The organism is Allokutzneria sp. NRRL B-24872, from assembly GCF_002155965.1.
Classification (GTDB): Bacteria; Actinomycetota; Actinomycetes; order Mycobacteriales; family Pseudonocardiaceae; genus Allokutzneria.
On record NZ_MUMH01000029.1, the window covers coordinates 59,656 to 77,277 of the forward strand.

12 protein-coding genes and 1 pseudogene are annotated in these 17,622 nt (G+C 66.2%); 6 read left to right on the forward strand and 7 right to left on the reverse strand.

Annotation, left to right across the window (positions count from 1 at the left end):
* Positions 1-10 precede the first annotated feature (10 nt).
* Positions 11-163, reverse strand: a pseudogene (locus tag CCN37_RS42295) (helix-turn-helix transcriptional regulator); the annotation flags it as partial.
* A gap of 506 nt (positions 164-669) precedes the next feature.
* On the opposite strand from CCN37_RS42295, the gene CCN37_RS08860 reads away from it, so the two are divergent.
* The 5 genes from CCN37_RS08860 (at position 670) to CCN37_RS38885 (ending at position 7,892) form a co-directional block, all read left to right on the forward strand.
* Positions 670-3,606, forward strand: a complete 2,937-nt coding sequence (locus tag CCN37_RS08860; RefSeq protein ID WP_086820200.1) for a tetratricopeptide repeat protein — start codon at positions 670-672, stop codon at positions 3,604-3,606.
* A gap of 296 nt (positions 3,607-3,902) precedes the next feature.
* A complete protein-coding gene (locus CCN37_RS38870) occupies positions 3,903-5,063 on the forward strand; it encodes an HNH endonuclease (RefSeq protein ID WP_143261505.1) in 1,161 nt (386 codons plus the stop codon).
* Positions 5,064-5,286: 223 nt separating this feature from the next.
* Positions 5,287-6,294 (forward strand): hypothetical protein, encoded by a 1,008-nt coding sequence (locus tag CCN37_RS38875; protein ID WP_143261506.1) that lies wholly within the window; start codon positions 5,287-5,289, stop codon positions 6,292-6,294.
* Between the two features lie 646 nt (positions 6,295-6,940).
* On the forward strand, positions 6,941-7,660 hold the full coding sequence (locus CCN37_RS38880) for a hypothetical protein (protein WP_143261507.1): 720 nt from the start codon (positions 6,941-6,943) through the stop codon (positions 7,658-7,660).
* The gene (locus tag CCN37_RS38885) at positions 7,650-7,892 is read left to right on the forward strand and encodes a hypothetical protein (RefSeq protein ID WP_143261508.1); all 243 of its coding nucleotides are present in this window, start codon (positions 7,650-7,652) and stop codon (positions 7,890-7,892) included. The genes CCN37_RS38880 and CCN37_RS38885 overlap by 11 nt, the downstream gene beginning before the upstream one ends.
* Before the next feature lie 55 nt (positions 7,893-7,947).
* Here the strand turns inward: CCN37_RS38885 and CCN37_RS08865 are convergent, their stop codons facing one another.
* From CCN37_RS08865 to fxlM, 6 genes are all read right to left on the reverse strand, one after another.
* A complete protein-coding gene (locus CCN37_RS08865; protein WP_086820201.1) occupies positions 7,948-9,090 on the reverse strand; it encodes a hypothetical protein in 1,143 nt (380 codons plus the stop codon).
* Between the two features lie 2 nt (positions 9,091-9,092).
* Positions 9,093-10,067: a thiopeptide-type bacteriocin biosynthesis protein gene (locus CCN37_RS08870; protein WP_086820246.1), complete on the reverse strand. Its 975-nt coding sequence runs from the start codon at positions 10,065-10,067 to the stop codon at positions 9,093-9,095.
* Complete coding sequence (locus CCN37_RS08875) at positions 10,049-11,221, reverse strand: lanthionine synthetase C family protein (protein ID WP_210407930.1); 1,173 nt, start codon at positions 11,219-11,221, stop codon at positions 10,049-10,051. The genes CCN37_RS08870 and CCN37_RS08875 overlap by 19 nt, the downstream gene beginning before the upstream one ends.
* 32 nt (positions 11,222-11,253) lie before the next feature.
* The gene (locus tag CCN37_RS08880; RefSeq protein ID WP_086820203.1) at positions 11,254-14,370 is read right to left on the reverse strand and encodes a lantibiotic dehydratase; all 3,117 of its coding nucleotides are present in this window, start codon (positions 14,368-14,370) and stop codon (positions 11,254-11,256) included.
* A 90-nt stretch (positions 14,371-14,460) separates the two neighbouring features.
* A complete protein-coding gene (locus CCN37_RS08885; RefSeq protein ID WP_086820204.1) occupies positions 14,461-14,652 on the reverse strand; it encodes an FxLD family lanthipeptide in 192 nt (63 codons plus the stop codon).
* Positions 14,653-14,664: 12 nt separating this feature from the next.
* On the reverse strand, positions 14,665-15,942 hold the full coding sequence (gene fxlM / locus CCN37_RS08890; protein WP_086820205.1) for a methyltransferase, FxLD system: 1,278 nt from the start codon (positions 15,940-15,942) through the stop codon (positions 14,665-14,667).
* A gap of 410 nt (positions 15,943-16,352) precedes the next feature.
* Between fxlM and CCN37_RS08895 the strand changes: the two genes are divergently transcribed.
* The gene (locus CCN37_RS08895) at positions 16,353-17,618 is read left to right on the forward strand and encodes a hypothetical protein (RefSeq protein WP_210407931.1); all 1,266 of its coding nucleotides are present in this window, start codon (positions 16,353-16,355) and stop codon (positions 17,616-17,618) included.
* The last annotated feature ends 4 nt before the right edge of the window (positions 17,619-17,622 follow it).

Here is a 17,622-nt window from a genome sequence, read left to right on the forward strand (position 1 = left end):
AATCGACATCGAGGCCGAGCAGTTCCGCGAGTCGGCGTAGCATGTCGCTGGAAGGCGTCGACTTCCCCTGCTCCCACCTGCCTATCGCCTGCCGACTGGCACCTAGACGGCTCGCGAGGACATGCTGGCTCCACCCGAGCCCCGTCCGCGCCCGTTTGACCATCGCACCGAAGCTCACTGTCACCCTGAAACTGTAGTAGGTGACGAACAACGTCCACGTGCGCGGAAAGCACGACAGTCCGCCGCACAGGATCAGGTCGCGCGCTGCGAACAACCTCCGCGTGCGCAGAGAGCACTCCGCGCCGGACGGGGTTCCTACCTCGCCGCCGGACAACCTCCGCGTACGCAGAGACGACACTTCCTAGCTGCATCTTTGGGAGGAGAGGATACGGGTTTGGGTGTTTGCCTTAATGCTGGGCGAGCCTTGTCGGTGAGGGCCGCTACGTTGCGCGACCATGGTGTCAATCGGTCACCGGTCGACCACAGCCAGTGACAGCGTGGCTGTGGGCGAGGAGGTGGTGGATCTGCGGTTGTGGAGCAAGGAGCGTGGACTGGATTCAACGCGACGACCGAAAGCTGGCTGCGTCTTCGCGCGAGCAGTGATGGGACGCGCCTCCATTCGACAGACTGCAGAGAACATCGAGGCCGATAACCTTCCAGGGGCATGAGATGGCGGTTCCCGTAACGGAACAGCGCAAGCTGTTCCAGCGCTCCGGCGACATGTGCGCTTTCCCTCGCTGCAAGAAGGCGCTCACGGCGAAGCAGACGGACAGCGACCCCGTGGCGTCCTTGGGCGAGATAGCCCATATCGTGGGCGACAGCGCCAACGGCCCACGTGGTGTTTCTCCGCTGACGCCCCGCGAGCGCAATCAGTACGAGAACCTTATTCTCCTCTGCAACTACCACCACCGGCTCATCGATTCACAACCCGACACCTGGACAGTCTCGCGGCTTGACGCGATGAAGCGGACTCATGAGGAATGGGTGCGGTTCCGGCTCGGCTCGATCGATCCCGTGACAGGCACGGCCGATCGATGCGCCCACCCCGGGAGTGACTTCATCGAGTGGTTCATCACCGAGGCCGAGCGCTGGCCCGCCGTCGACTCCCCGATCGACCGGGCGCTTCTGGGTATCCATGCTGCGCTGCCTCTCCCACCGGGATCACCGGAGTCGCTGTCAACACAGCTGCCCGAGTACGTGTGCCGTGATGTGGACGGCGAACTCCGTGAAGCGGTTGGCGACGCAGCGCGCCGAAGCGGCTTCATCGTCGTCGTAGGGCCATCGGCATCGGGCAAGACGCGATCGGTGTACGAGGCTGTGCGCGCCCGACTGTCCGACTGGCGGATGATTATCCCGCCGACGGCGGGCGATCTGGACGAGCTGCTGCTCTCGGGAATCCCGTTGGACCGCTCGGTCATCTGGCTCGACGAGCTCGCCCGCTATCTGGATCCCGGCACGCTAAGCCTGCGTGCCATCCGCAGGATTCTCGCGGAGCAGAACGGCCCACTTCTTGTCATCGGGACTATGTGGTCCGCAGATTTCGACCGCTTGTGCATCCCGCCTGTCGAGGACCACACGCGGGATGTGAACGCCGACGCCGCCGCGATCCTCCGCCTGGCAACCAGATTCGATCTCCTCCCCGCATTCACCGAGACTGAACACCGGCGAGCGGCGGAGATCGGTCAACGAGATCCCCGGGTCCGCGAGGCGATCGAGCGCTCGGCAGACGCGGCGATTCCATCGTGCCTGGCGTGCGCGCCTGAGCTGATCCGCCGTTGGGAGCAGCCCAGCGACCCGGTAGGCGCGGCCGTCGTTACCGCCGCCGTCGAGGCGCGGCTGTGCGGCCACCCCGCGGTCATCCCGCCGGGCCTCCTGCGGGCGCTCACCGAGGAATATCTGACTAGTGCGCAAAAGGCGACGGCGACGGCCGGCTGGTTCGACTCAGCGCTGCAGTGGGCGTTGCGTCCGGTCCGCGGGGACGTCGCCTTGCTGACCCCGGCGGCGCGCCGCGTCGGGGAACTCGATGGCTACCAGGCGTCGGACATCCTCGCGCACCGCGCGGCACAACGCTACGCAGCGCGTCGGGAGTCTCCGGACAAGCCCTGGGAGGTCCTGGTCGAGCGCTCTGATTACCAGGCGTGCCACATCATCGGACTGTTCGCCAGCTCATGCGGCTACCGCGACCACGCCGTGGCCGCGTGGAGCCGCCTGGCCGAGGCTGGCGACACCGCCTCCATGGCCTCGCTCGGGCTTGACTGCTTGGACGACGGCGATGACGAAGGAGCGGCCACCTGGTATCGCCGCGCGGTCGACGCCGGGAACAGCGGGGCGATGGCGACTCTCGCGGCCACATTGGACAAGCTCGGCCGAACCAAAGAGGCGCTCGCCTGGCTTCGCAAGGGCGCGGAGGCCGGCGTGCCGGGCGCCATGATCGGCCTCGGCCAGTCGCTACAGGTCGACGGCGACTATCAGGAGGCGCGGCACTGGTACGAAGCGGCATCGGATGCCGGTGACAACGGCATGGGCGAGCTCTTCCTTGGCTGCATGCTGCGCGATCAAGGGGACCTGGAGGCCGCCGTCGAATGCCTGCATGCGGCAGCTGAAGCCGCGCGCGTCTTCACTGGCCCTGAATTCCTCCACATGCCACTGCCTGTCGGGGTGACTGACTCCGCGATCAGAAAGCACCGTGCGGCTTTCGCCACCACGTATACGAGCGCAGCGCTCTGCCTCGGCGAGATCTACCTGTCGCAGGAACGCTCCGAGGAAGCGAAGATCTGGCTTCAGCGCGCCGCAGACCTCGGACGCGTAGAAGCGATGATGAAACTCGGTGAACTGATCTGGCACGAAGGCGAGCACGAACGCGCCTTGACCTGGCTCAGGCCAGCCGCGGAGGCAGGCGAGACGCAGGCCATGCTCTACGTGGCTATGACGCTGGACGAGCAGGAAGAGACCGGCGAGGCGGACACTTGGTACCGGAAAGCCGCGCAAGCAGGACATCCGCTGGCCCCGGGCCGCTACGCAATCTTCCTTCACGAGCAGGGCGACACCGGGCAGGCGCGGGAGTGGCTGGCCAAGGCTCGTGAGGTGGACGACCCGGTGGTCGACATGGTTTTCGCAGCAATGAGCGGGGCGGACAGCGAACAGGAGGTGCGCGTTAGCCCACTGGACCCCGGCGAGCTGAACGACGCGATCAGTTGGACTCCGCTAGCGCACACCTGCGGATGCGTCGCGGACTGGGGCTGGGACATGGAACAGGCCAACCCGATGCACTTCATGCAGTGGTGCGCTGACGTAATCAGTGCGGAATGCCCATGGCACACAGCGGACCAATCCCTGAAGGACAGACCGCCCCTCCTCGTCCGCAACCTGCCGCACGGCCCAGCCTTCTACGCGCGGGCCGCCTCCGGCGTGGACGTGGAACTCGGACAGCGCATCGCCTCGGGCATCCAGGACCTGCTCACGATGGCCGAGAACGGAGACGAGGCAGGCATCCTGGCCACCATCCCACCTGACTATCGATCCTGGCTCGAATCCCAGCAGTACGACGTGGTCGCAGAATGGTTCAACTCACGCTTGACGAACCTGATCCTCAACCGTGGTACGTAAGCGAATTCCCGGTCAGTCGGTTCGTTGTAGCCGTATCCGGCCGTCGACAGTCCCGCCGGGAACGCATGCTCGTCGATCCCCTTGCACAACTCGATGGCCATTATCTGGTGGTTCACATCAGTGTCGGTCACGTCTTCATCATCTTGCGGGAATCGACACTGTTAAGAGATGAGCGTGAGGATCACCCGATCGACAACCTTGCACCCGCCAGTTAGTGACCCGGTCGCCGGACCGTCGATGTCGGTAGCGACCGATACCGTCGTGCACCTCGACGCTCCCTGGGAAGGACGGCCCGGATGTCCGCAAGCGCGCACCAAAAGCGTGCCAGGAAGTACCACCACATCGCACCCAACGAGTACGTCTACGTCTCTTATGAGGACTACTGTCGGCAGTGGCAGGTCGATCCTGACTGCGTGAAAGCGAACGACCGCGAACTCGGCAGGATGGAAAGCCACATCGTCCGGACCGCTGTGTACCGCCTGATCGCGCTGCGCTGGGCAGCGGTGTCCGGAGAGCGAGACTCGCTGCCCGATCCACGGCTGGTCAATCCCGAGCTGCGCACCCGGGCTACCCGCAACGTGCTACATCTCGCCGCCGACCTTCTCTCCAGGTTCACCCTCGAAGCACGAGGCGCGGGATGGTCCTGGCACGAACTCGCCACATTCGAATCTGTGGCGCAGCAGATCCCAGAATGGGCCAGCACGCAGACGTTGACCTGGGGCTGTGGGGATTGCAATCAGAAGATCACCGATCGCGGTCCTCACGGTCACCCCAGCGACCGCGAATCTGGACACGCCGCCGATTGCACACGCCACGACCAAGAGATCGCCGCCTACGAACGCAGGGCTCGCCCGGTGATCGACCCGACGCTCCTCCGCGCCGGTCCACAAAGCGAAGAGGACAACAGCACCCAGAACCTCTGCCGCACCGTCCGGTCCAACCGTTGTAGTTGCGCGCGTTGCTTCTACTGCGAACGAACATTGGCCTCCCGCCGACACGAGCACGACCACTTCCCAGTTCCCCGATCGACTGGCGGTCGCCGAGTAGTGCCAGCCTGTCTGGACTGCCACGAACTGAAAGACCAGTACAACCTCTGCAACTGGCCCCGCGCCGATCTCGCAGCTGCATGGCGCAACATCCTCGCATGCCTCAAGCACGAGAGCTTTCCGGACAGCGACGACCTCACCTATCTACGGAGGACCTGCTGGTGGGAAGAACAGCCGGATAGCAGCGACGACGCTGTCATCGCCCGATGGGCCGAACTCTCACCTCTCAGCCGCGTGCTGTACGCGAAGGCGCGTGCTGGGAAAGAACGCTACAAATACGCCCTCTCCAACAACGCCACCCTCACTCGCACCGACGCCGAGAACGCGATCGTCGGATCAGATCCACTCATCCGTGTTCATTCAGACGTCGACAGGGCCTTTTCGACGCGGACACCGGAAAGAGATGCCTAGACAGGTTCAGCTGCGGTTGATCCACACGTTCTGATGCTGCTACCGTCCCGGCTTGATGGCTCCGGCGGGAGCCCCGCCGCACCAGCACCCGGCTTGCTGGAAGTCACGGCCCCAGGGATCACGAGGTCCTCCGCCTTCACACACTGAGCAACCATGGCGTGCAAGCAGATCCATCGGTCGATGTGTTCGCCGAGCCGGGGCGGTGAAGACAAGGGACGACCAGATGTCGAGGAACACTTCCGGCTGCGCCATCAACGCGCGGCGGCTCTACACCGGCGAGCCGCACCGTCTGGCCGGGCGAAGCGTCGCCGCCACCACAAGGGCATCGACAGCGCTGCAGCGAAGTCTTGCACTGGACACGGTTTCGCCCCGGCAGCACGAACTGGAAGCGAGCATTCTGCTCGCCGCCAGCCGTGTATCAAGCGTCCTCTACGACAGGCGCAGACACAGTGCCTATCCACTCCACTACGTTGTCCCCCAGCCGGAGCGGCTGGAGCTGGCGTTGGCGCCAGGTGCGTTGGAGCCGCTGGTGTTTGCCATGCTGCCCACGTACCACGAGGACAACGAACTTGTTGGCGCGCCGGGATTGCGCGCTACTCCTGGCCGTAACGGCGTCACCTTGAACTTGCTCGATCCCACCGGGACGCCGACCGATGCGCAGGTCTTTCTCAGGGGTGTCAGTCGGAAGGACTGGGCGATGGCCGTGGCCGCCGTGGACGCGCGCAGCGCCCTACCTTCTTTTGTTCATGAACAGCGGCTCAGCGTGCATGAACGCCGTTTTCTGCGGCGGTACCCGTTCTTCGACGCGCATCCGATGCTGGCGAGCGCGATGCTGCGCCGTCTGCACCTTCTTCACTCCGCGTGCTGGGTCAGCATCTGGACTGCGGACCTCGCCGTGAAGGTCGAGTGGTGCGGCGGCCCCTCGCTGCGCGAGGTCACGCGCCTGCTCACCCATCCTCGTTTCGGGCTCTTGGGGTCAGAGATCAGCTTGCCTGACCGCACTGTCCTCGACGATCACAGGTCGCTGCATTCGGTCACTTTCCAGGGCCCTGCTCTTCCTGTTCATGCCACTTGGAAGCCCATGCGAGGCTTTCCCGAAGGTGCGCTGCTTCTGCGCCCGCACGCCTCATGTCATCACAAGACCGAGGTTTCGCCCACAACGCGCACGCCACGGTCATCACCGGCAGGTGTTGCACGTCGACGCGTCCTGGGGAGGCCGGGGCTCGCTTGAGGCGACGCCGCATCAGTCCGGCCTCGCCGGGCTCTCAACCTGCTGGGCGAATCGAGAGCACGCCGGCGTCATGTCGAACACGGACGTCCGCGGTCCCGGCTTTGACACAGCGCGACGCGGGAGTAATGCGACGCGGTGGATCACTTGGCGTACGGCGGTCCCCATCGGCGACGCCGGATCGAGGTACTGAGCCAGGCTGCATCGGAGTGCTAGAGTCCACTTGAAGATCACCGTAGTACCCGGCACCGAGGGTCCGGGGCCCATCGACCGAGAACCCAGACGATCGGTCGAAGGCATAGAGGATGCGGGTCATCCGCCTCACGTTCGTCAACTTTGTGCCGTCAGCGTGGCTGAGGCGTGTCGATTGTTGGTCTGGGCAACACGGAGACGCGCGATGTCCAACCACAATCCCGGCAGCACCTCCTCCGCTCGGATCCGGGCTCCGTACACGGGCGAGCCCAAGCGGCTCGCAGCCCGAGGAACGGGTCGCCGGAGCGACCCGGTGGGCTTGGACCGATGCAGCCCCCAGCAGCTCAAGCTCCGCGCCGCCTTGGCATTCTTTCTGCTGAACTCCGACGCGACCCCACCTCAAGCTCGTAACGCTCCGGAACCATCTCCCTTCCAATACTCCGGCGCAGACCGATTGATGGCGAACGACATCCGGTTCTCGCCGCGCTATGACGAGTTCGCGATCCTCACGGAGATGGCAGATCACCTGCTGCAGACCATCACCTCCGCGACTGGTCAAGGGGTTCACGGGATACCCGGACTGCGCCCACTGGAAGCGGCCAATAACGGCGAGTACCTTAAATTCCTACACCTGCCCACTCAGGCGATTCTGAGCTTTCGCCACTTTGACTATTTCGCGCCGAATCAGCGAGCCCCGGAACGGTTCTTCGACTCCCATTGGCGAAGCGTCAATAGATCATGCGAGATGACCGAGAGGGAACGCTCACGCTGGAACGATGTCCCGGTCCTGCACCCCGACGCTGAACGCCTGCTCGCAGGGCTTATCAGTCGCCTGTGGACTCGGAGCAAGACCGAGCGGTGGGCAGTAAGCGCGCTGACCCGCGACGCCTTCGACCGCAAAGACTTCACAGGCTCCGGCGATGACTACCGCTACCTAGATGGCCGAGGAACAACACTCCATCTCCGCTGGGGCGGAATGTTCGCTGTCCCAGCGGTAGACGTCGCACACTGCCTGACCCATCCCCGTATTGGAATCGCGGGTGCGCAAGCAGTATGTCACACCGACAACACCGCCGAGGTACGACTAGGCGAAGCCTGCTTGATGCTGGAGCGACGGCAATTTCCATGGGACTTGGTACAACACTTCACCCAGGGCAGGTACGTCCGTGCCAAGTGACATCTTCCACGACCTTCTAGCGACGCTGCCCGCCGCTCCGCCCTGGAATGGTTTCGCCGAAATCGCGGCAGGCGCCGTCAACTACAGCATCACAATCCTCTCGACTGCCATCATCGCCTACATAGGCGCAGCGATCGCCGTCGCCTTGTTCCACCCCGATCAAAAACGGCGCGCCGACGCGCGAGCGGTACTGAACAGCGTCCTTCGCTTCATCCGACGACCTCGAAGATAGTAGGCAACACAACGATAAAGTCGACCTGACCTGTTCGAGCAACCGCACGGCGCCATCAGGGTCGCGAGCCTGGTCCCCGCAACCGCTGCGCCAACCCGGTGCTCACTGCCATTGCTGCGGTCTGCGTCGAGTTGAGCAGGCTCTGTGAGAGCGGGTCCGGCAGTGTTGCGGCCCCCAGGCAGGCGGCGTTCACCAGGCCGGTGAGCCTCGCGCGATGTTCGCTGGTTATAGCGATTTGTGCGCCGCGGTAGCGCAGTACCTCGCGTGCGGCGTAGCCGTCTCCTGATGCGATCACCTCGTCGGTCACCTGGGCGAGTACTCGACTGGCGGCGTCTGCGTCGATGGCTCCGCCGAGAATGGTGATGGTGAGTCCGAGCTGGGCGCGGAAGACCGCGTAGCCGGGCATCGGTTGGTACTCAACGAACCGAGCGATCATCGCGGAGATATTCCGGTGGGCGGACGTGCTGTCCGTGTCGGTGCACATCACCTTCAGGCAGGCGGCGACTTGGCGTTCCCACGGCTGCTCCGGCGTGCTTTCGGCCAGTGCTTCCCGTGCTGCCGTTGGGTTTCCGTTCATGCAGTGGGCCACGATGGTGGCCTGTCGGCCTTCCATGAGGTGCAGGCCGATCCCTCGGTGAGCGCGGGCGTGGGCAACCGCGTCGTCCCATCGTCCCGCGAGCGCCAAGGCCCGGATGCCGTCCCCGATCAGGTGCAGCCACACCCATTCGCGCAGTTTGTGGTGTTCGGCGCGGGTGCCGGCGAGGTTGCCCAGCGGCAGGGTGTGTCCATCGATGACCAGGTCGGTATTGGACGTGACGGCCTGGAACATCGCCGTCAGCAGTCGCAGCGCCTGGTCGCCCTCATGGGCGCGGAGTTGGAGCCGAGCGAGGTTGAGGACGGGTTCAAGCATGTAGCGGGCCTGGTGCACGGTGAGCGGCTGGTTGGCGGCGCGGTAGAGGTTGATGTGCTGCCAGCACAGGTCGCGGGCCAGGTCCGGCAGGCCGCAGTCGCTGGCGATCAAGGCGGCCTTGTTCAAGGCGTGCGCACCCTCAGCCAACCGATCCACGCCGTCTCGTGTTGCGGCGTCCGCAATGTCGGCGACCTCCTGAACGCGCTCGGGCAAGGCTGGGCAGGCGGGCCGGGGACGACCCAGCAGCGGGAAACGGCGGACGACGGCGGCCAGCGTGGCGGGGTTCATGATCAGCTCCGGGGCAGCAAGGCCGCCGTCGCGGCGCGGGCGAGGATGCCTTGGCTGGTGGCCGAGAGGCCGAACCGGTTCCAGTGGAAGATCACGACGTGGGTGAGGATTGCCCGGAGGCCCCGGTCCAGGTGCCCTTCCGCGGCGTCGTGACCGAGCTGGTGGCCGGCGGTGCGGAAGGCCGCGAGCCAGGAAGCGGCGTGCGCGACCGGACCACGAGGCGTGAAAAGGTTGCTGGCGGCCAGATTGGGGATCGACAGGAGCACGCGCACGTTGTCCGCCAACGTGTTGAGGCGTGCAGTGTCGGCAGGTGCGGGTCGCAGTCGGGCGACTCTGTCGAAGACGTCGCCGCACTCGAAGGTGTCGAACCCGGCGGCGCGCATCAATCCGCTGAGCAGCAGGAGGGAGAGTTCGCGGCGGCCGAGGCCGGGGGCGGGGTGGCGCAGGTAGTCGAGTACGCCTGCGCTGTCGGCGCAGAACAGGTCGTGGACGGTGTGCAGTGCGGTCGGGCCGCCGAAGGCGGCGGTCTCCGGCTCGTACACCGTCGGCCACCAGCGCTGGATGACTCCGCTGTCGGTCAGCTCGTCGAGCACGCGGTTGACGGCGGTGGTGTGCGTGCCCAGAAAGCGCAGTCGCCAGCAGGGGTGTTTGCGCAGGAACCACCAGCCGGCCACCGCCCCTTCTGTGCGGAGCTGGTCCAGGGCCGGTCCGAGGCGCGCGGCGCCGATCATCTCGGCGGCCGACCAGTCGGGGAACTGGACGCGCACCTGGTACCAGGCGTGCTCAACTCGGTGTTGCAGGGCTGCGAGCCCGGCGGCCTGGTAGGTCTGCACGGCGTCATCGAGGTCAGCGGGGTCCAGGCGGTGCTTGGCCGCGGTGGCACCGAGGTCGGCTCCTGCGAGAACCGCCAGCACGTCGGTGGCCAGGTCGGAGAGCGCGGGAGTCCGGCGCGGGGTGGTCAGGTGATCAGCAGGCATGCGTCCCATCCCGTGTGAGGCGGCGCGTGGCGTCGGGCGGTCTCCAGTGCCAGGTTCACTCCGGCGCGTCCGGTCAACAGCCCACAGGCGTTCGCCTCGTCGAGGTCATCGCCAAGCGACGGTGCGTGTAGGGCGAGCCGGTCGGCCAGCGCCGGAAGTCGTTGGGCGAGGGTGGAAGTGCGGGCGTCACGGGAGGCCCGGTAGGCGGTCTGATAGATCCCGGCAATGCCATGGCACAGCCCCGGTTCGGTGATCCGGTCGAGCTGGGGGTTGGTCAGGCTCGCGACCAAGGCGTCCTCGGCGGCGTCTTGGCGCCGCGGGTCGCCGGTGGCGAGCGCGGCGAGTTGCAGGGCGCGGGCGATGCCGACCGTCCCGTAGCACCACGATGGCCGGGCAGGGCCTGCTTGGGCTGGGTGGCCGGTTCGGAGTTCCGCGAGGGTGATCCACTGTGGCCACCACGGTCCGTCCGGTCCGCCCTGCCGCCACCGGTCGAACCAGCCTGTGAGCACGGTGATCGCCTCATGCTGGCCGTCGACCACCCGGCCGTGAAGGATTGCCAGTGCCAGGAAGGCGAGCAGTCCGGCCGCGCCGTGGGCCATTCCGAAGTTCGCGTGCCCGCCGGGGGTCGGCAGGATCTCGTCCGGGTCGTGCGCCACCCACCACCCCGGCAGCTCGACGCCGTCCCGGTGGTGCGGCTCGGTCGTCAGAGTGATCACGTACCGCAGAACCCGGGCAAGGACATCACTTCCGGGGTTGCGGCGCAGCAGCAGCGCGCCGATGCCGCTCAACCCGTAGAAGAGGTCGTACTCGGCGAACGAGGCGAACGTGGCACGCTCGATCCTGTCCGCCGCAACGGCCAAACGACGACGGGCCAGGCGCAGCACGTGTTCATCCAGCGTCTCGGCGGCTGCGCGATAGCGAGGATGCCGGTCGGCGACGGCGTGCAGCAGAAAGGCGATCGCGGGTGCCCCGTAGTAGAGGCCGGCATGCTCGGCGGCATCGACCGGCGCCGTCACCGCGCGACGGATGTGGGCCTGTGCGGTCTCCCAACTCCCGGAGCCGGTCCAAGCGCGCTCGACGTGCAGCAGCGCAGTCCCCGCCGCCCCTCGGGCCAAGGACTGGGCAGCTGCCTCCTCGACGGTCAGCGTCACCACACCGCTATCCCGGCTGGAGCGCGTTCCGGGTGTCATCGAGCACCGGCCAAGGCGAGATGGCGCAGCGCGACCGCGCGGGCGAGGCGTCCGGTCTCCTTCTCGATGGTCGGATCAACGCCAACGGCACGCACGTGGTGTTCGTGCAGCAGCGTGCGCAGCACCGCGCTCGGTTCGCGCTGCTGCTGGAGGAGGGCGCGGTGATAGATGCTCAATGCGGTGTCGCGGACACGCCAGGCCGCGAGGACCGCCTCGCCACCCGGCTGTGCGCGAACGGCGCAGTAGTCCTGGTCTGGGGCGGCGATCGCGAGGGCGTGGTCGCGGAGCGCCCGGTCCAGCGACCCGCGTTCCTGTCGCAGACAGTCGAGCAGCGACCGGTACCCGGTCTGCGGATCGGCGGCGAAGGACGCGGCCAGGCGCGCCATCGATGCCGCCGCCCACGCTTGGGCGGGAATCCCGGACGCCTGCGTCGCGGCAAGCTGAGCGATGGCGGCCGTGGTGTCGGCGGCGAACATCTGCTCGGCCGCCGTCAATGCGGGGCCGTCGCCGTAGCGGGCGGTGTGCTGCGGCATCGGGGCGAGCGTGAGCTGACCAGGAAGACCGCGGGAGTCCAGGTCGGCCGCGAACCCAGCCATCTTGGCGGCGACCGGTCCGTAGCGCTCGAGGCTGATCAGGCGCAGGAACACGGCAAGGTGCTGATCGGTCTCGGGCCGGATCATGTCGCGGTGCCGCCGCACCCACCACGCCTCGACCGCACCCTCCAGATCAGGCGAGTCGCGGAGTTCAGCGACGAATCGAGGCAGGTGCGCGGTGAGGATCTCATCGAACCGCGCCGGATTGCCCACCAGCTGCGCGTGCACCACGGTGGAGTCACCAGGGCCTAGGACGGCACCGGGCGCTGCAGTGGCGGGCAGCGGCCGTGCGGGCGGGCTAGTCGCGGTCATCGGGATCAGCAGCTCTGCCGGCCTCCCGATCCAGCCCTGTCCCTCGGGCGGGCCGTCCTCGTACAACTCGATTCGGCTGGCTCGCTCCAGGTGGGTACGCAGCAGGGCGCGGTCCAGCTCCTGGTCGAGATCCAGCGGCAAGCGCAGCTCACCGCGGACCAGCACGACCCGCGCCGGTACCCGCCACCGCTGCCGCCACGACAGCAACGCCTCCTCGCGGCCGGAGCCGACAGCGAGGTCCGCGGAGGCGAGAACCCAGCGAGCGGCGGACAACACCGTGCGCCGGTAGCGGATGTGCGGCACGTAGGGCAGGGTCCGGGCGGCACCCAGATCGAATCCGCGGAACTTCGCGCTGCGAGCGTCGGCAACCTCGGCCAGAAACCGGGCCAGCGGCGGGCTCTGCACCGAGGTATCCAGGGCATGCGGAATCCGAGGAATCACCCGCCGACCCGTGGATACCTGCACCAGATACATCTGCTGGGCATCGGCGGTAACCGCCAGGTCGTCCAGACCGATGACCGAGACGTCGGGGTGCGCCGGATCGGGGTGCTCCGACAGCGACACGACGTCCGGCAGCAGCGGCGCGACGCGCACCACGTTCTCGTTGTGGGGGCGGCGCGGCGGAAAGGACACCTGCACCGGCACCGCGTGATCCGGCTCTGGCCGTGCCGATCCTGCGGTGTAGGTCGCGGCCAACCGTGCCTGGTCGGTCTCGTCAAGCAGGTATGCGAACCGTCCAGCCATGCTGGTGTGAACATTCGGCGCGGCACTGACCCGCAACCTGAACTCGCCGCGATCGATCGCTGCGGTCGATGCGGCGTAGACCTCAACGCCGAGTTCGACCCGCTGGGGCGGCACGGCGTCGGCATGGTCTCCGACGGTCAACGCCGCGACGTCGGTGTCGGTCAGCTCGATCTCCCGCGCCCCGGTGAGAGTGGCCTGCTGGATCAACGCCAGCAGCGCCGCGTCGCGGTCGGTCAGGACCCGCCACGCGGGCCGTGCGCGCGGCGCACCGAGGTAGCCAGCCGGGTATCCGAGCCCCGAGTCGGCGACCAACTCCCGGACCGGCACCAGCGCGCCGGGGCCGTAACGGTCGCGGAACCGGGCGTGATAGTCCAGCCACGCGGCAGACCCAAAGGGCTGTGTGGTCGTTCGCAGCAGAACCCCGGCGGCGACCGCAGCCTCGTCCAGCACCCACTCAGGAACGACGATCCGCCCGTCGATCCTCACGTCAGCTGCCAGCACATGAACGGCTCCGGGCACCTGGTCTCTCATCCGCTTGGCGACCGCGGTACGGATCTCCCTCGCTGGCTCCAGGTCCGCGGTGCGGTTATGCCGGTCCAGCAGGCTGCTGATCGCTTCGAGGCCGCGCAGCTGCGCGGCGACATCGGCCAGGGCATCAGCGCCGGCCGCGCGCAACGCGCGGATCACGTGGCCCAAGGCATCAACTGTGGTCATCGCAGGCCGCAGACTCGTGATCAGCACACCGGCGTCGACCAGTCCGTGCAGCAGCGCGTGGATCTTGTCCGGAAAGGCTGAGGGGAACCGGTCGGCCATCTGGTCGGCGAGCGCGCCGAAGCGAATCGGCGAGTCCGCGGTGTCCAACGCGAACCGCACAGGACGGGTGAGCCGAACCGAAGACTCCCGCAGCGGCCCTGGAGTGGAGGCCCCGTTCTCGGCACGCTGATGCACGATGACACGCCCATCGCGCACGATCCGCGCGTTGTCGGACACGACAGTCAACCGCGGGCGCAGGTCCGGGCGCTGTTCAAACTGGTTGATCAACGTCGTGAGCCATTCGGCGTCCGCGCGCACCACAGCTCGGTGTCCCGTGCCCACGTCGGCCATCGCGGGTCCGATGCCCACAGCCCCGACTCCCGCGAACAGGCCGAAGGGCGTTGCCCGCCGCTGCCAGCGCAGTACGTAGGACGCCACGGAGACGACAGCGCGGCGCAAGTCCTTCACCACGTACGGGGTGGTCTCGTTGAGTATCTGGTCGAGACGTGCGCCAAGGACCGGGCTGGCCAGCATCAGCGCGTCACGCACCTCCGGGCGCGCCCACACCTTCGCCAACCACGCCCGGCCCTCCTGCTCGACCACGGCCGCATCGGTCAGGTTCAGATGCATCGGAGGGTCGAGGTCGCCGGGGTCGGTCGTGACACGGGCCAGAACAAGGCCCGTGTGCCGGTAGCGCGTGGACACGATCATGGCGATTCCCTCCTCAGCCGGTCACGATTGGTCGCAGCAGCGGCCGTCGGCGCCCAAGAGCAAATCGGGCGCCGACGGACAGGTGCTGGTTCAGAACGGGTCGTTGGAACCGGAGCTGCACGCACTGGTGCTGCAGGTGCTGCCGCACCCATCGCTCGTGTCACACATCATGATCACGAGCTTCGTGGTGGACTCCACGACGCGCATATCCAGCACGAAGTCGGCTTCGTCGACCGCGGAATCCGCAGCCTCCGTATGGCCGAGGGTCAGCATTGGCGACATCGGTTTCACTCCTCACTGCTCGGGGTCGTGCGGGGCACCCTGACCAGGCGCGGCGTTCGCCGCTCGCGGCCAGGAGATCGTGACGAGGCCGTGCGTCTTTGCCAGCACCGCCGTGTCGTTATCGAACTCAGGAAGGTGGGAGCCGGTCAGCCAGTAGGCGAACGTGGGCTCGACGTCGCGGGCCTGGCGATCCCACGCCTGGATCTGTTCGACCATCGCGGTAGCAGGAACGTCGCCGTGTTCGCCGTAGGCGCGTGCGCCGAACTCAGCTCCGCCGCCGTCCAAAGCAGGGCAGACGGCGAGGTAAGCGAAGGAGTCGCCGCGCACGACGCCGAAGGGGAACCAGCTCTTGCGTTCACTCGCCATGCGGGTGCCCTCGTCCACGGCCAGCTTGCAGAAGCCGGGCAGGAACGCGGCGAACCACAGATGCAGGTCGGCGAAGGACACGCCGTGCTTGATCGTGACGCCAGACCAGACCTCGGTGCGTTCGGTCGCCAACACCCCGTCCAGCAGGCTCATGTCTTGCGGCACGTCGCCGTCGAAGCGCAGCTTGACGTGGTGGCCGTTCGCCTCGGGCAGCAGGAAAACGCGCTCGTCGTGGGCACCCTCGCCCTGCATCGGGACGAAACCCGCCACCTCGGCCGAGGTGCTCACCAGGTGGTCGCCTTCGCGGCGGAAGCCGATGACGCGGGTGATTCCGTTCATCCGCAACGGAACGACGATCCTGCCGTCGGCGGACAGGTGCTCCAGCCAGGCTGGTGCAAGGTCCCACGCTCCGACCGTCACCAGGATCGCGTCCACGGGCTCGTGCAGCCCCGGCAGTGGGTTCTCGGCGTCGGCCTGCAGCACGGTGACCTGGCTGCCGTATCCGGTCGCCTCCAGCAGGTCGCGGGCACGTTCGGTCACGTCCGGGTCGATGTCCACACTGACCACCCGACCGTCCGGACCGACGACCTCTGCCAACAGCGCGGCGTTGTACCCGCCGGACCCGATCTCCAGCACGCTCATACCTGGACCGACCTCGGCCTGCTCGATCATCCGGGCCTGGATGTACGCCGCACTGGTGGAGGAGATGATCACGCCGTCTCGGTCCCGCTTAATCGCCACCGAGTTGTCGACGTTGTAGGTGACGTCCAGCGGAGTGCCCTCGGCGACAAACAGGTGCCGAGGCACAGTGCGGAAGGCTCGCTCCACCACCGGCGAGGTGATCATGGCGTTTGCCAGAAGCTTGTCCACCAGGGCATTGCGGCTCGCGGCAGCATTAGCGTCGTCATTTGGGAAAGTGTTCACCTGGCTACTCTTTCAGGAAGGGGGTGTTCGCGTTTGCCGACCCAATTGCGGCTACGAAGCCCGGCGCCGCGCCGGTTGAGCAGGCGACAGCAAGCGCATGCCGGTGGAAAAGTCCGCAGCAATCCGATCCAGGGCAACTCTTCACACTCGGTTTGATCGGTGTGGCTCAGGTCCATTTGAACCGTCACGTAGAGTCTCCGTTGAGATTGCCGCTTCTTGGAGCTTCGTATATGAGCACAAAAATAAGTTGTGAAGTCCTCCGTCCTCGCACAGCTTCAGTGACGGGAATGGCGCAGCCCGCATGTTCGTTTGCACACCCCATTCGTGTCGTTGAGCCTGCCGCAAGGGAGCTTGATCGACTAGGCCATCGAGTGACCGTGTTGCTGGCCACGGGCCGGAGCGCTGGACATATGCTGGACAACGTGGTGTCCAGTCCGTCACTGTCCGTGGTTGAGCTCAAAGGCTGCCTGAAGCGTCTGCGCCAAGGCCATGGCCTCGCCCGCCCAACGGCTGTTCTCACCACGCTGTCCGACTCGGTTCGTGCCCACCTGCTCAGCGGCGGGGTGGACGAGCACGGATCGGTCGACGAAGTGACGCTGCTCGTGGGCGCGCTTCGGCGGGCGATTGACGAGCTGACTGAAGAAGAGCGCATCATCGTCCAAGTCGACTTCAATCTGGTTGCCGAGCACCGCTTCCCCACACTCACCGAGCGGCAAGAGTCGCTTGCTCGCTTGCAGAAGCGGGCGACGAAGACAGTTCGGCGGCATGGCAACAGGGCACTCGACACCCTCGCCTACCTGCTCCTTGCCGACCGGAACTCACTGAAGGGTCCGAAGAGCCGGCGCGCCCCAACCGCATTGTCCTCTGGCAGGGGGCAGTCATCCGCGGACGTGAGTCCGACCTCGGGAGACGATCTGCGGGACTTCTGGCGACTCTCCGGTGGACGAGGTGTTGACATCGTATGCTCGGAGATTCCAGCGGACGAGCTTCCCGAGTACGCATCGCCAGCTGACCGCAATTATCTCCGCTACGCCAAATTCGCAGATCTGGACACGCTGATCTATCTGCGAACCCGTTTTGCCCAACTTGCTCCCGTCGTGACGATTCGTGACTTTGCTCCGTCCGAGTACTATGACACCCAGGCGGATGTCCTCGTGGTCGTCGGCGGACCACCCTGGAATGCGAAGTATCGCGAGTTTCTGCCGCAGCTTCCCTTCTACTTCGAGCCGCAGCCATTGGGTGAGGATGATCCACTTGTCGTGCCGAGCTTGAATAGAATGACTCTAGGCCCGCGCTGGACTGAGCGACAGGAGCTGTTGGAAGACCTCGCAGTTTTTACACGGCTCACGCTTGCTCAGGGGACCACGGTATTTCTGCTTGGAGGCTGTCTCACTCTCGGCGTCCTAGGTGCGGCTCGGTGCCTACTCGAATCTGAGCGCGGGGCTCGCAGTGTCCGCTACATCAAGGAACAGGTCGGCGATGCCGACTTCGTCTTAGTAACTGAAGCTCGGCGCATCGGAGGAATCACGGACGTCGCGGATCTGTCCCTGGTCAACCCGCTGCTGCTGCTCGCTCGACGCAACAACGAACCTTTTGCTGAAGTCGTCGACAACTCCGATCGCTACCTTAACGACTCAACTGGAAAAGGAATTCGGCACGTTGATCACGTCAGCTGACATA